Origin of the sequence: Vibrio sp. 1F169, assembly GCF_041439605.1 — a bacterium.
Taxonomy (GTDB): Bacteria; Pseudomonadota; Gammaproteobacteria; order Enterobacterales; family Vibrionaceae; genus Vibrio; species Vibrio tasmaniensis_A.
In genome coordinates this window covers 35588-50454 of sequence record NZ_JBGOOI010000032.1, presented here as the reverse complement: position 1 = coordinate 50454, position 14867 = coordinate 35588, and the positions used below count along the sequence as shown (strand labels likewise).

Sequence of the window (14867 nt, the reverse complement as noted above, 5' to 3'; positions counted from 1 at the left end):
AAGACTCGCTACACTGTGCGATCTAAACACCTTAAATGATAGGTGTTGGCTCATTGAGCAGGCTTTTTTCGTTTTAGATCATAGGAAATAGGATCAGAACCAAGGTGGGGTTCGCCTGATGTTCAAAATAAGATCTTCACTGCCACATTGAAGAAAGCCGTAGCACTCTCGTAATAGAGGGGGCTACGGCTTTTTTGCATTTTGGTATATGCGTCATTCCCTAGAGTGACGAAGGAGCGAGTCGGGAATCTCTCGTTGTTCTAAACATCCCGTATAGAGAAAGGATTGACTCAATAAGCCAGCCGAAAATCTGTTTACTTCACATCACACGTGATGTTCTTGATTGGCGTCTCTGAAGTAACAAAGCAAACATACGCTTCAACAGGGTTATTTCGACCAATTCGAATGTAACCCGCCTGTATTTCATCTTCGTTAAACGTCACCGAGTGAGAGTTACTCGTTTGGCCATCGTAAAAGCTCGCTTCAAATTTTCTATTCATTTGGCTCGCGATACGGTTGCGTGTCGTCGATGTAATGAACGTAATATTGGCACAGCGCATCGGTGGCTTCTCAGTGATCAGAAACTGGCCGCTTTCTTTATCTAACACACCGCCTTTTGTATCCGGTTGAATGTCTATCGCCTGAAACTGTTCGATGGTACAAGTTTCTTTAGCCGTCACTACCGTAGGCGTGAGGATCGCTAGGGCTAAAGGTAAAGCAAAGAGTACTAGTTTCATGAGAACAACACCGTATATAAAAAGAGCGAAAGATAATAACACCGTTATGGTGCGATTAAGTGTAATGATTCAGTTATTAAGTAATGGTTATATTATGAGAAGGTCATGGTATCGAATTTAGTTAGTTGTCGTCACTAGTCTCAAATTGACACCGGGCCTGTTGGCTTTGTGATTGTTGAGTGACATTGAAACCTTTCTCTTCTAACAACTGCAATAAGTTACCTTCTCCTATTAGGTGCAAGGCGCCAACCACAATTAAGTAGCTCTCTTTCGAGTCAAGTTTCCAATTATTGGCGGATAGTTTGTTTGCCCAGTCTATATTGCGATCGGTTAAAAATGCTTTCTCTAGTTCAGGTGACATCTCAGACAGCTCTGCGAAAGCTTCTAGCTTCGCTAAATCACCCGCTTTCCAGCTTTCGATTAAGCAATGAACCACACGATCAGTTTGGTCAAACTCTTCAAGGCTACTGACTAACCACTCCTTACCGTCGTCCTTTTGTTTTGTCATCAGGTCTATTTGGAATTGAAGCGGCTCTAAGCTGATAACGGGAACATCTTGGATAGTCGCTTTGTAAGCTAGCGTCGCATCAACGCCGCCGGCGGAGCCATAACCGAGTTTTTTTAACTGCTGCATCTGTATAGAAAGAGATGTCGCCCAAGGCGGTGAGCTAAGCAGTTGTTGCGTCGGCATGTCCAATGATTTTGAGATGTCGGTTAATAATCGCAGCTGTTCTTCATTGAGTACATCGGCTGTAGTGAATTTGTTGCGGGGATATACAACGTCATCAGACTTTCTGATATCCGTTTCGATAACTAAGCCATCACTGTTTTTTAGCGCGTCGGTGATTGCCGAAGGAAGTGGGTACATACTCTCATCCCCAACGTGCACAGAACCTAAGATAGTAAGCGTCAGATCATCCTTTTTGGCTTGCCAATAAAGAGGCTCGGCCACAGCATGTTTGGCTGAAAATGCGAGAACGAATAAAGTTACGTACCAAAATGTGCGCAAGGAAAGCTCCTATTAAAAGATATGAACTCGTTAAAATTGATTTTGACGGCGTTTTTTAACGGTTTTTTTGAGAACAATGTCACGTTGTTTGTACGAAAAGTATAACAACACGAACAAACTCTTAAACCTTTCTCCCTATCAACAACACGATTTTATGAAATCCTTTAAAAAGATTGTGATTCAATTCTCAAATATTACGTCAAAATAAAACTGACGGAACTGTCGATGTTGGTAACTTTATGATTTAAAACAGGTTAATTTTATCAATATTTTTGAGATTTGAAGCTGATCACTTTATTAACTTGATTTAATTCACGGTAAAAAATAAGCCCATATAGTTTATCTAACTTTCGAAGCGCTCCACTTTGCTTCTGACTCAATTTTAAATTTATGGGTGAATACGATGTTGAAGAGAAACTTACTATCTGTAGCGGTACTGGCTGGTTTGACGGGTTGTGCTGTAACGCAAGCACCTGAGCAACAGGTGGTTAATGCACTGGCTGATAACCTTGATGTGCAATATGAAATTCTAACCAATCACGGTGCGAATGAAGGCATGGCTTGTCAGGACCTAGGTGCTGAGTGGGCGTCATGTAATAAAGTGAACATGACCCTGACCAATGACGGTGAAGCGATTGATTCGAAAGATTGGACTATCTACTTCCATAGTATTCGCCTTATTTTAGATGTTGATAACGAACAATTTAAAATCACTCGTGTAACGGGTGACCTACACAAACTAGAACCAACAGATAAGTTCGATGGTTTTGCCGCTGGTGAAGAAGTGATTCTTCCGTTAACGAGTGAGTACTGGCAACTGTTTGAAACTGACTTTATGCCGGGTGCATTCGTAACTGCGCCAAACGCAGAACCTAAGATGATTGCTTCATTGAATACTGAAGATGTCGCGTCGTTCGTAACAGGTTTGGAAGGAAACAACCTTAAGCGTACACCTGATGACAACAATGTCATGGCGACTGCTGTTACGCGTTTCGAAAAGAATGCGGATCTAGCAACGCAAGACGTTTCAACAACGCTTTTACCAACCCCAATGTCGGTAGAAGCGGGTGAAGGTTCAGTGAGCATTGCTGGTGGTATTGCATTACCGAAAGAGGCATTCGATGCTGAGCAGTTCGCTGCAATTGAAGAACGTGCAGATGTGGTAAACGTAGATGTGAGTGGCGACCTACCTGTTAGTGTTGCCGTTGTTCCTACTCAGTTTACGGGTGATTTAGCAAAATCTGGCGCTTATGAACTAAGCATCTCGGAAGAGGGGATTGCGATTAAAGCGTTTGATAAAACAGGTGCTTTCTACGCAGTTCAGTCTATTTTTGGCCTAATAGACAGTCAGAACGCTGAATCACTACCACAACTGTCGATCAAAGATGCACCACGCTTTGATTACCGTGGTGTGATGGTGGATGTTGCTCGAAACTTTCACTCAAAAGATGCCATCCTAGCGACGCTAGATCAAATGGCTGCATACAAGATGAATAAACTTCACCTTCACTTAACTGATGATGAAGGTTGGCGTTTAGAAATCCCAGGTTTACCAGAGCTAACGGATGTAGGGTCTAATCGTTGTTTTGATTTGGAAGAGCAAAGCTGTTTACTGCCTCAGCTAGGTTCAGGTCCAACAACAGACAACTTTGGCTCTGGTTTCTTTAGTAAAGCGGATTACGTCGAGATCTTAAGCTACGCAAAAGCGCGCAGCATCGAAGTAATTCCAGAAATTGATATGCCAGCACACGCTCGTTCTGCTGTGGTATCAATGGAAGCGCGTTACACTCGCCTAATGGCGGAAGGCAAAGAAGCTGAAGCAAGTGAATATCGCTTGATGGATCCACAAGATACTTCAAACGTGACGACTATTCAGTTCTACGATAAGCACAGCTTCATCAACCCATGTATGGAATCATCGACTCGCTTTGTTGATAAAGTGATTACTGAAATTGCAGCAATGCACAATGAAGCGGGTATGCCGCTAACGACTTGGCACTTTGGTGGTGATGAAGCGAAAAACATCAAGCTAGGCGCAGGCTTTCAAGATGTTGATGCTCAAGACAAAGTGGCATGGAAAGGTAACATTGAGCTAGACAAGCAAGACAAGCCATTCCAACAGTCTCCACAATGTCAGTCTTTGATTGCTGATGGTTCAGTGAGTGATTTTGGTCACCTGCCTGGCTACTTTGCAAAAGAAGTATCAAAAATTGTTGCAGACAAAGGCATTCCTCACTTCCAAGCTTGGCAAGATGGCTTGAAGTATGTGGAAGAGGGTGAATCTGGCTTCGCTACTGAAACTACTCGCGTTAACTTCTGGGACGTTCTTTACTGGGGCGGCACTTCATCAGTGTACGACTGGTCAGCGAAAGGTTATGACGTGATTGTCTCTAACCCAGATTACGTATACATGGATATGCCATACGAAGTTGACGCAGCAGAGCGCGGTTACTACTGGGCAATGGCTTCACTGGTAAAGGCGAGATTGAAGCAAAACCTTTCTACGGCTTGTCTGCACAGCTTTGGTCTGAAACAGTACGTACCGACGAGCAGTATGAATACATGGTGTTCCCTCGCGTACTTGCAGCAGCAGAGCGCGCATGGCACAGAGCTGATTGGGAAAACGACTACAAAGTGGGCGTTGAATACTCTCAAGATACCGACCTAGTAAATAAGCAGTCTTTAAACAACGACTTTAATCGCTTCGCGAATATTGTTGGTCAACGTGAACTGGCTAAGCTTGAGAAAGCGGGTATTGATTACCGACTACCAGTTCCGGGGGCAAAAGTTATTGATGGCAAGCTAGCGATGAACGTTCAATTCCCTGGCGTAGAGCTTCAATACTCAGCGGATGGTGAAAACTGGTTAACGTACGATGAGCAACAACGTCCTTCGGTTTCAGGCGAAACTTACATCCGCTCTATCTCTGAAAGTGGCGAGAAAGTAAGTCGAGTGACTTCGGTGAAATAATCGATAAGCAACATTAATAGATGAGCTCCCTAACTATTATCTTACTCAGATAAAAGTGGGAGCTTTTTTTTCGTCCAAACTAAGTTCGGTACATTCGTTAAACTGAAACATATAGAAATAACCTTTGTTTATAACGTCAACAATGCACATAAGGTGAGCTTCATCGCAAAAGTGACGCACTTCTCATTCTTCTCTTCAAAAAATAAGTCCGCCATAAAAAACTATAAATCAGGTGTGATTGAAACAACTGAATCTAATTTTATGCCGTGAAATAACGTGATCTTGATCCGTTTTGATTATTGGGTTTCTTTTTTTATCTATTTTTATGTTTTTAAGTTATTGATTTATTTAAGTTAAATAACTTTCCCTTTTTTGATGGTGAGAGAGATCACTCTGCTTGCCCTTTTATTTTGAAACGTAAATTAATTCGAGCAACATAGATTTCATGCCAGGGAGGCGACCAACTACTCAAGCGGTGAAGGTGAATGATGTACCGAAGATATGCCGCTGAAAAAATCAAACTAAGGCAGTTTACTATGAAAAAAATTATCGCTCTAAGTGCTCTTTCTCTTGCTTTCGCTTCTAGTGCTTTTGCTGGTTCTTCTTACGTAACAGGTAACATCCAAATTCACGATGACGGTCGTATCCACGGTTCTGATATGACTTCTACGCTAGAAGCCGGTCACACGTTTGACAACTCTTTAGGCGGCTTCACGGTTTACTCTGAGTTTGATGGCATCCAACTGGGTAAACTTGAATCTGAAAATGGCGGTGCAGGTAATACTACTCCTGGCATCACTGTCGGTGGTGAGCAATCTTTCAACATTACTGACAACCTATGGGTTGCTGCTGGTTACCAACACCTATTCTCTGCGGGTGAGAGCATTCAGTTCCGTCCACTAGTTAAGATTGGTTACAACTTCGATAACGGTATCTCTATTAGTAACCGTACTCGTGCACACATCGATGATACTTCTGCTGATGCTGACACAGACTACCGCATGGATAACCGCATTGCTTACACAGTGAATGCTGACCTAGCGCTTAGCTACAACAACGTATACATGATTGACGCTGAAGCGATGGACCACGAGTTACGTGCAACATGGACTCGTCAAGGCGTTCAACCTTACTTTGAGTTCCGTAGCCAAGCTAACGGTGTAGATTTCGCCAACGGTGACTCTAAGCAGAACAACGCATTCGTATTCGGTGCTTCTTACGGCTTCTAAGCTGATTCGCTTGGTTGCTTAGTCGATTAGATTATTAGCCGAGTGAACTTCTTTGTTAAATAGCTTTGTTGTTGAATAACTTCTTAGCTAAATTAGCGAAGGGAACATAGCGGTACTAACAACCCGGTTGGTGCCGCGACAAGATTTGCTTTACTGTCCAAAAGCAAAGAGCCTAGTAAGTAAACCACAGTCTTGGGTTTACTGAATGCTAGGCTCTATTTTTCGTTTTAGGCGCTGAAGTATTTAGTACTAACAAGCGTCAAATAACAAGATAGTTAGTTTCCTTTGTAGTGACGGTATTCAAACACCTGACCTTTATCATTAAACGCGTACACAGAGTACTCGTCTTTCTTATCGCCATACTCCATGCCCGGCGAGCCCATTGGCATGCCTGGAACCGCCAAGCCAATCGCATTGCGTGGTGGGTTTTCTAAAAAGGCTTTCACGTCCTCTGCTGGAATGTGTCCTTCAAATACGTAACCGTCGATCTCTGCGGTGTGGCAAGAAGCCAGCTCTTGTGTTACGCCTAACTTTTGCTTGATAGGGTTCATATCATCGTGGAGCTTCTCTGTTACATCGAACCCGGAATCACGCATATGCTCCGTCCATTCAGTGCAGCAGCCGCAATATGGAGATTTATGGTTTAGCACATCAGTAGCCAAAGCCTGTCCTGAGATTGCAGCGAGTGCAGTAAGAGTCATAATTTTACGAATCATGGTTAACCTCATGAATATGGTTTTTATTAATATTAGAATGAGTTGGTTTGAACAATCTCAGCCTGTTGGCATTGCTTACTACCGTAATTGACGACATCGCCATCGCTGCCCCTGCAACTACTGGACTAAGCAGAAATCCGAAAAATGGGTAAAGCACACCGGCTGCGATAGGAATACCAAGCGAGTTGTAGATGAAGGCACCAAATAGGTTTTGCTTCATATTTCTCACGGTCGCTTGAGATAGCTCGATCGCGTTGCTTACTGATAATGGCGATGAGTTGAGTAGTGTCATTTGCGCACTTTCAATCGCGACATCACTGCCACTGCCCATTGCGATTCCTATATCCGCTTGAGCAAGAGCGGGTGCATCGTTAATACCGTCTCCGACCATGGCAACACTCTTATATTGCTGTTGCAGCTGAACAATGTGTTGAGCTTTCTGCTCCGGAAGCACTTCTGAAATCACTTCGTCGATACCGACGTTTTTACCTATCGCTTGAGCCACAGAGTCGTTGTCGCCCGTTAATAGCACAGTGTGAATTCCGGCGGATTTTAGTTGAGCTATCGCCTGTTTGCTATCTATTTTTAACGCGTCTGAAATGCCTAATATTCCTTCCAGTTTTTGGTCAATCACAATGAAAATAGGCGTCCACGCTTGCGAGCGGCAAAGCTCGATGAAATCCGCGCCAATCTCTGTATTGATACCTAATTGGGTAAGGTACTTAAGCGAGCCAACTTGCACGTTTTTGCCGTTAATTGTTGCTTGAACCCCAAGCCCTCGTTGGTTTTCAAATTCGCTGTGTGGGAGTACTGAAACTTTCAAGCTCTCTGCATATTGGCAAACGGCTTTGGCAAGCGGGTGCTCAGATCCCACTTCTACTGAATAAGCGTAAGCCAGTAATTCTTGCTCCGTTAGATTAGCGTAAAAGGCCTGTTGAACGGTTGGTTTGCCTTGGGTCAATGTCCCGGTTTTGTCAAACACAACAGCATCGATCTTGCTGGCAGACTGTAATACATCCGCATCTTTAATAAGAACGCCAAACTCAGCCGCTTTACCTACGCCAACAGTAATCGAAAGCGGTGTCGCGAGACCTAATGCACATGGACAAGCGATGATCAGCACTGTGGTTGATACCACTAACATGTAACTGGCGCTTGGTTGTGGACCTACAAAAAACCAAATTAGGGCGGCGGCAGCTGCGATTGCGACCACAACCGGAACGAAAACGGCAGAGATAGAGTCGGCAAGCTTCGCAATCGCAGGCTTGCTGCTTTGTGCTTGGCGAACCATCTGAATGATTCTAGCCAACATGGTGCTTGAGCCAATCCCAGTCGCTTCAATAATTAAACTACCATCCCCATTAATAGTGCCCGCAGAAACGCCATCATTTATTGTTTTGACGTTGGGCAGTGGTTCACCGGTCAGCATCGACTCATCGATATAAGATTCACCTGAGACTACAACGCCATCAACTGGGACTTTCTCACCGGGTTTTACTCGTATTTGCATGCCTACCTGAATGGCTTCTACTGCGATGGCTTGTTCTTTGCCATCGACGATAACTACCGCTTTTTGAGGCTGTAAATTAATCAGAGCCTGCAAAGATTTAGTGGTACGCGCTTTGGCTTTGGCTTCAATGTAGTGCCCCAAAGAGATCAGGCCGACAATCATCGCACTGGCTTCGAAGTAGACATGGCGCGATGGTTCTGGGAACCATGATGGAATCAGCACAACCAGCATTGAATAGAACCATGCTGCGCCCGTACCTAGAGCGACTAAGGTATCCATGGTCGCACGCTTATGCATAAGCGACTGCCAAGCATTCGTGAAGAAGCTACGACCTGAGGTTGCAAGCAGTATCAAACAAACGACACCAACCAAGCCCCAAGCCAGTTGATCGTTAAATGTAGCAATGGTCATGCTGCCACCGAACACGCCCCATGCCATCAGCGGAGCACCGATCACCAATGCACTTACTGAGTTTCTAAGGAAGGCTTGTTGAGTACGAAGTTGCTGTTCTTGTTGTTTTTGCTGTTGAGTCGCTGCATCGTCGACAAACTCAGCGCCATAACCAGCAGCTTTCACCGATTCTATTAGAGCGTTTTCAATGATGTCTCTTGTTTGAGAGGTGAAAACCAAGGCTGTCTGTTCAGCGAGGTTGATCTGCGCTTGGTCGACAAACTCATTCTTTTTCAGTGCCTTCTCTACCGAAGAAACACAACTCGCACATGTCATACCTTCAAGAACAAGGTGATAGGTATATTGGCTAGCTGTGGTTTTATTTTCAGTATCTTCAATCTTTTTATCTGCTTGTTCGTTTTTTGAATCTGAACTAGATAAAAGGTTATTGGCTGCAGAGTAGGGAGCTGCGTGATAACCCACACTTTCAACCAGCTCAATAAGTTCTGATTCTTCAAGTAGAGTAACCAACGACAATTCATCTTTGGTGACTTCTAGATTTGAGGCTTGCTCGGTTTGTTGAAGCGCTTGAGTCAGTTTGTTCACGCACTTACCACAGCTGAGCCCTGATAATGAAAGATGCAGCGAATTACCCATGGAATAACCAAGAGTTGCTAACTGTTCGTTGAGTTCAACATAACTAAAAGGCGTCGAAATATCGATGTACGTCGGCGATATATCATTGATCGTCGTATTGTCGAGATCATCAAACAGTGTGCGAACTTTCTTCGCACACCCCATGCAATTTAGGCCGTTGAGCACAGCTGTGTAATGGTTCATATCGATACTCCAATTTTCATCTAGCCCTAACATAAACCTTCCCGTAAGGGTAAGGTCAAACATAAATTCAAGAATTTGATATTTGCTGGAATATTGAGTGATGGAATAGATGAGGTTTATCGCGAGCGTGGCGAGAATTTGTCGTTTTAGAGCATTTGACATGTGCTTGAGCTATTGGTTTTCTCCTTCTACGATAGCTTTCGTACAAGATCAGCGCATTAATCATTCACTACTGATTGTAGATTTAAGCGGTGGTGATAAAATAGCGCCCAAAATTTAGTGATATTTTTCTGTTGCAGGCTTTGTAATGGCAATCACTAAAAGAATCACCTACATAATCAAGGTATTTAAATGACGGTTAAAACTCGTTTTGCTCCTAGCCCAACTGGCTATCTTCACGTTGGTGGTGCACGTACTGCACTTTACTCTTGGCTATTCGCTAAGAACCAAGGTGGTGAATTCGTTCTACGTATCGAAGACACGGACCTTGAGCGTAACTCTCAAGAAGCGGTTGATGCAATTCTAGAAGGCATGCAATGGATGGGTATGGAATGGGATGAAGGTCCTTACTACCAATCTAAGCGTTTTGACCGTTACAACGAAATGGTTGATAAGCTACTTGCTGAAGACAAAGCTTTCAAATGCTATGCGTCTAAAGAGCTGCTTGACGAAATTCGTGCAGAGCAAGAAGAAAACAAAGAAATGGCTCGTTACGATGCGAACCACCCTAAAATTGTTGCAGCAAACGAAGCAGCAAAAGAAGGTGATGCATGCGTTATCCGTTTCCGTAACCCTAAAGAAGGCAGTGTAGTCTTTGATGACCAAATCCGTGGTCGCATCGAAATCTCTAACAGCCAACTTGATGACCTAATCATTCGTCGTACAGACGGTGCACCAACATACAACTTCGTTGTTGTAGTGGATGACTGGGACATGGGAATTACACACGTTGTACGTGGTGAAGACCACATCAACAACACACCTCGTCAAATCAACATCTATGAAGCACTAGGCGCGCCAGTTCCAACTTTCGCTCACTGTGCAATGATTCTTGGTGATGACGGTGCGAAACTTTCTAAGCGTCACGGTGCTGTTTCTGTAATGCAATACCGCGACGAAGGTTACCTACCAAATGCACTAAACAACTACCTAGTTCGTTTAGGTTGGTCTCACGGTGACCAAGAGATCTTCTCTCAAGAAGAGATGATTGAATTCTTCAGCCTGAACGCAATCAGCAAGTCTGCTTCTGCATTCAACACTGATAAGCTACTTTGGTTGAACAACCACTACATCAAGACTTCTGAGCCTGAGTACGTTGCTAAATACCTGCAATGGCACCTAGATGCACAAAAGATCGACACAACAAATGGCCCGGCTATCACTGAAGTGATCACGCTAGTTGGCGAGCGTTGTAATACGCTTATCGAACTTGCTGAACAGTCTCGTTACTTCTACGAAGATTTCTCTGAGTTTGAAGCTGGCGCAGCGAAGAAGCACCTACGTGGTGTTGCTAAAGGCCCATTAGAGCTTGCTCTTGCTAAGGTTGAAGCGCTTGAAGATTTCACTACTACAAACATCAAAGATGGTGTGATTGCAGCAGTATGTGAAGAGCTAGAGGTAGGCATGGGTAAAATCGGTATGCCACTTCGCGTAGCAGTAACAGGTGGCGGCCAGTCTCCTTCTGTTGATGCAGTGATGGAGCTTGTTGGTAAAGAGCGCGTAATCGCTCGCATCAAGATGGCTCTTGAGTTCATCGCTGAGCGTGAAGCTAACGCTTAATTGAGCTTTTGCTAGATTGAAAAAAGGGTCAGTAACTTGGTTACTGACCCTTTTTATTTGTTTTGAGTTTTATCTAGCTAAGCTCAGATTTTCTTGAAGATGATTGAAGTGTTGATTCCGCCAAAGGCAAAGTTATTACTCATTACATACTCAACATTCAATTCGCGACCAGAACCTGTGATGTAATCGAGTTTACCGCAGCGTTCGTCGATGTTTTCAAGGTTCAATGTTGGGCTGAACCAGCCAGAATGCATCATCTCTAGGCTCAACCAAGCTTCAATCGCACCACACGCACCAAGCGTATGGCCAAAGTAGCTTTTCAATGAGCTGATTGGCACTTCACCAAAAATGTTCGCGGTCGCATTACTTTCTGCAATATCGCCTTTATCTGTTGCCGTTCCGTGCGCCGAAACGTAACCAATTTTTTCAGCAGGAAGCTGTGCATCTTTCAGCGCTTTCTCCATACAGATTTGCATGGTTTCCATTTGAGGTTGGGTCACATGGGCGGCATCGCAGTTGCTGGCAAAACCGATGATTTCCGCGTAGATCTTTGCACCGCGAGCAACCGCATGTTCATACTCTTCAAGAACAAGCGTACCAGCACCTTCACCGATAACCAGGCCATCGCGCTCACTGTCGTAAGGGCTAGGGGATTTTTCTGGCGTGTCGTTTTTTAAACTGGTAGCAAAAAGGGTATCAAAAACGGCAGATTCGGTTGGGCATAGCTCTTCACCACCACCGGCAACCATCACGGTTTGGTAACCGTGTTTGATCGCTTCATAGGCGTAGCCAATCGCTTGGCTACCTGAAGTACAGGCACTGCTGGTGGGAATCACACGTCCACGTAAGCCAAAGAATAGCCCGACGTTGACCGCTGCGGTGTGTGGCATCATCTGAACGTAAGTCGTTGCGGTGATAGCTCGTGTCGATTTCTCGTTAAGCATCACGCCAAATGCACCAACAGCGTCAGTACTGCCGGTTGAAGAACCATAGGCAATGCCTGTTTCGCCATTAGTCAAAACGTCGTGGCCAATCAGCCCTGCTTGCTCTAACGCGTTTTCAGTAGCAACGGTTGCTAGGCGCGACACACGGCCCATACCACGTACTTGTTTACGCTTATAGTGCTTAGGTAGTTGGAAGTCATCGATTGGAGCTGCAAGCTTAGTGTTTAGACCATCATACTGCTCAAAGCTTGGCATATACTGGGTCGCATTTTCACACGCTTTTAGTTTTGGCTCGATGTGCTGCCAATCGTTGCCAAAAGCGGTAACGCCTGACATGCCAGTTACAACAACGCGGCGGGTCATACTAAGCCTCCATTAACTGAAATTACTTGGCGAGTTACGTAGCCGGCAATATCCGACATTAGGTAGCTGACTAGGCCTGCTACTTCTTCTGGTTCACCCATGCGGCGCAGTGGAACTTGAGGCAGCGCATGCTCTTTTACATGCTCATCAACCATGCCAGTATCGATTAAACCCGGAGCCACACAGTTTACTGTGATCTTGCGTTTTGCTAGTTCTAGAGCAAGTGACTTAGTAGCGCCAATCACGCCCGCTTTTGCTGCGGCATAGTTGGTTTGACCGCGGTTTCCCATGATGCCGGATACAGAAGCCAGAGTAACGATTCGACCGCCTTTACGCTTTTGAACCATTGGCATTACGCACGGGTGCAGTACATTGTAGAAACTGTCGAGGTTGGTGTGAATCACGCCATCCCACTCTTCTTCCGTCATGGCAGGGAAGGCTGTGTCGCGTGTAATGCCCGCATTGTTCACCACACCATAGTAAGCGCCATGCTCGGCAATATCTGACTCAAGCGTTTCGCGACATTCGCTGCGATTGCTGATATCAAATTGGATCAGACGTCCAGCGCCACCCAGTCCGGTGATCGACCTTAACGTGTCTTCAGCACCTTGCTTGTCACCCATGTAATGAACGGCGATTTCAAAACCGTCTTTCGCGAGTTGAATAGCGATCGCTTTACCAATGCCTTTACTGGCACCAGTGACTAAAACCTGACGGGTCATGATGGGCTCCTAGTTTTCATTTCTTGTAATTTTTGTTCGGTCGGCACGTAGACGTTGAGTTGGCATTGAGCCACTAACTCGCCTTGGTCTTCGACTCGGGCGGTAAACACGGCCATGCCACTGTCTTCCATGAGTTGTTCAGCATAGATATCAAGGATTTGACCTTGAGTAAATTCATCACACAGTGACTTGTAGCGACGAGAACCGAGTAAGAAGCCGATTGGAGGAGTGGTGCCGTTTTTCAGCGCATGGTATCCAGACCAAGCTGCAACAGACTGCGCCATAAACTCGATGCCAACATAAGCTGGGACCGTTTGAGATTCGACGTCAAAGAATAGGTTGTGCGCGCCAATATCGACCTGGCAGTGAATCGACAATGCCTCAACGTTGATAGCTCGATCGATTAATATCATCGGATCATCGTGTGGGAGAAGTTGGTCTACAGAAGGGATATCAGTCATTTACTACACCAAAAATCAGGCTAATGTTGTTGCCACCAAAAGCGAACGAGTTGCTTAAGATGTTCTTTACTTTAAGTTTCTGGGAACAGTTTACCAAATCAATCTCAATATCTTCAGCTTTATACTGACATTTTTGTAAGGGGAGTGGTAAGTCATATTTTAGAATATGCCACGCAATTGCAGCCTCTATCGCACTTGCCGCTCCAAGAGTATGTCCTGTTAGAGGCTTGGTTGAACTGACGGGAACCTTGTTTGCAAAAATACGATGGATGGCTTTGCTTTCCATTGAATCATTGAGTGGGGTTGCGGTGCCATGGGCATTAATATAACCGATGTCTTTTGCTCGTAACTGTGCAGAATCTAACGCCTTTCTCATTGCTTGTTCTGCACCGTTCCCTTCTGGATGGGGCGCGGAAATATGGTGTGCGTCGGAGCTGTCGCCATAGCCTAATAGGGCTATATTCGAAGTGCTTTGAGTTGTATTGGTAGCGGTTGGTTTTGTCTTGCTAAGCAACATAAATGCCGCAGCTTCTCCGATGTTGATGCCATCACGAGAGGCGCTAAAGGGCTTACAATGTGTGGTTGATAGCGCTTCAAGACCATGAAAGCCATTGAGCGTCAGTTTACATAGTGTATCGACACCTCCAACCAACACAGCATCAGCCATTCCTGAATCTAACAAACGTTGGGCAGTAACAAATACACGGCCACTTGATGAGCAAGCGGTCGATATCGCATAGCTTGGCCCGGTTAATGCACAATGTTGGCTAACAAACTCAGAGGTGTTGCTTAGCTCTTGTTTTGAATAGTGGAAATCTTCGGGGAAAGAGCCATGTTCTAGTTTGTGTTTAAACGCAGTTTCACCATCAGAAATTCCCGAGGTGCTTGTGCCGATAACTACAGCAATTCTATCGGCACCAAATTGTGATTTTGCTTGCTCGATAGAGTCTTTGATTTGATTAACAGCCGATAACGCCAGTTGATTGTTGCGAGTGGCGTATTCCGCTTGTTCTGATGGGATTTCTGGTAATTCGCCAGCCACCTTACCAACGACCGTCGGCTTACCGTCGTTTAGCATGTCGCTCACTTCAACCATGTTTGATTCATGCTCGCCTTTGAGGCAGCCATGAATGTCAGCAACGCTTGAGCCTAATGCGGAGTGGAAACCACAGTCTTGGATATAAATAGGCATAATGT

11 protein-coding genes and 1 pseudogene are annotated in these 14867 nt (G+C 44.9%); 4 read left to right on the top strand and 8 right to left on the bottom strand.

The window, feature by feature from the left end:
• Positions 1-314: 314 nt before the first annotated feature.
• A complete protein-coding gene (locus ACED53_RS13655; protein WP_017099139.1) occupies positions 315-737 on the bottom strand; it encodes a hypothetical protein in 423 nt (140 codons plus the stop codon).
• 121 nt (positions 738-858) lie between these two features.
• The gene (locus tag ACED53_RS13650) at positions 859-1746 is read right to left on the bottom strand and encodes a TraB/GumN family protein (protein WP_017099630.1); all 888 of its coding nucleotides are present in this window, start codon (positions 1744-1746) and stop codon (positions 859-861) included.
• Between the two features lie 403 nt (positions 1747-2149).
• Here ACED53_RS13650 and ACED53_RS13645 point away from each other — a divergent pair.
• From ACED53_RS13645 to ACED53_RS13635, 3 genes and pseudogenes are all read left to right on the top strand, one after another.
• Positions 2150-4327, top strand: a pseudogene (locus ACED53_RS13645) (family 20 glycosylhydrolase); the annotation flags it as partial.
• Entirely contained in the window at positions 4255-4716 is a 462-nt protein-coding gene (locus tag ACED53_RS13640; RefSeq protein ID WP_241816756.1) for a chitobiase/beta-hexosaminidase C-terminal domain-containing protein, read from the top strand. The pseudogene ACED53_RS13645 and the gene ACED53_RS13640, both read left to right, overlap by 73 nt.
• Positions 4717-5252: 536 nt before the next feature.
• Positions 5253-5945, top strand: coding sequence for an oligogalacturonate-specific porin KdgM family protein (locus ACED53_RS13635; RefSeq protein ID WP_010439198.1), 693 nt, complete (start codon positions 5253-5255; stop codon positions 5943-5945).
• A gap of 275 nt (positions 5946-6220) precedes the next feature.
• Here ACED53_RS13635 and ACED53_RS13630 read toward each other — a convergent pair whose 3' ends face one another.
• Positions 6221-6661 carry a DUF411 domain-containing protein gene (locus tag ACED53_RS13630; protein ID WP_029225323.1) on the bottom strand — a complete coding sequence of 147 codons (441 nt, stop codon included), beginning with the start codon at positions 6659-6661 and terminating at the stop codon, positions 6221-6223.
• The gene (locus tag ACED53_RS13625) at positions 6651-9464 is read right to left on the bottom strand and encodes a heavy metal translocating P-type ATPase (RefSeq protein ID WP_029225324.1); all 2814 of its coding nucleotides are present in this window, start codon (positions 9462-9464) and stop codon (positions 6651-6653) included. The genes ACED53_RS13630 and ACED53_RS13625 overlap by 11 nt, the downstream gene beginning before the upstream one ends.
• 288 nt (positions 9465-9752) lie before the next feature.
• Between ACED53_RS13625 and gltX the strand changes: the two genes are divergently transcribed.
• The gene (gene gltX / locus ACED53_RS13620) at positions 9753-11180 is read left to right on the top strand and encodes a glutamate--tRNA ligase (RefSeq protein ID WP_017099633.1); all 1428 of its coding nucleotides are present in this window, start codon (positions 9753-9755) and stop codon (positions 11178-11180) included.
• An 83-nt stretch (positions 11181-11263) separates the two neighbouring features.
• Here gltX and ACED53_RS13615 read toward each other — a convergent pair whose 3' ends face one another.
• The 4 genes from ACED53_RS13615 to ACED53_RS13600 are packed head-to-tail and all read right to left on the bottom strand — an operon-like array spanning position 11264 to position 14862.
• Entirely contained in the window at positions 11264-12487 is a 1224-nt protein-coding gene (locus tag ACED53_RS13615) for a beta-ketoacyl-ACP synthase (RefSeq protein WP_009848604.1), read from the bottom strand.
• On the bottom strand, positions 12484-13209 hold the full coding sequence (locus ACED53_RS13610; protein ID WP_009848603.1) for a 3-ketoacyl-ACP reductase FabG2: 726 nt from the start codon (positions 13207-13209) through the stop codon (positions 12484-12486). The genes ACED53_RS13615 and ACED53_RS13610 overlap by 4 nt, the downstream gene beginning before the upstream one ends.
• Entirely contained in the window at positions 13206-13670 is a 465-nt protein-coding gene (locus tag ACED53_RS13605) for a hotdog family protein (RefSeq protein ID WP_009848602.1), read from the bottom strand. Before ACED53_RS13605 ends, ACED53_RS13610 begins: the two co-directional genes overlap by 4 nt.
• Positions 13663-14862 (bottom strand): beta-ketoacyl-[acyl-carrier-protein] synthase family protein, encoded by a 1200-nt coding sequence (locus ACED53_RS13600; protein WP_009848601.1) that lies wholly within the window; start codon positions 14860-14862, stop codon positions 13663-13665. Before ACED53_RS13600 ends, ACED53_RS13605 begins: the two co-directional genes overlap by 8 nt.
• Positions 14863-14867 lie beyond the last annotated feature (5 nt).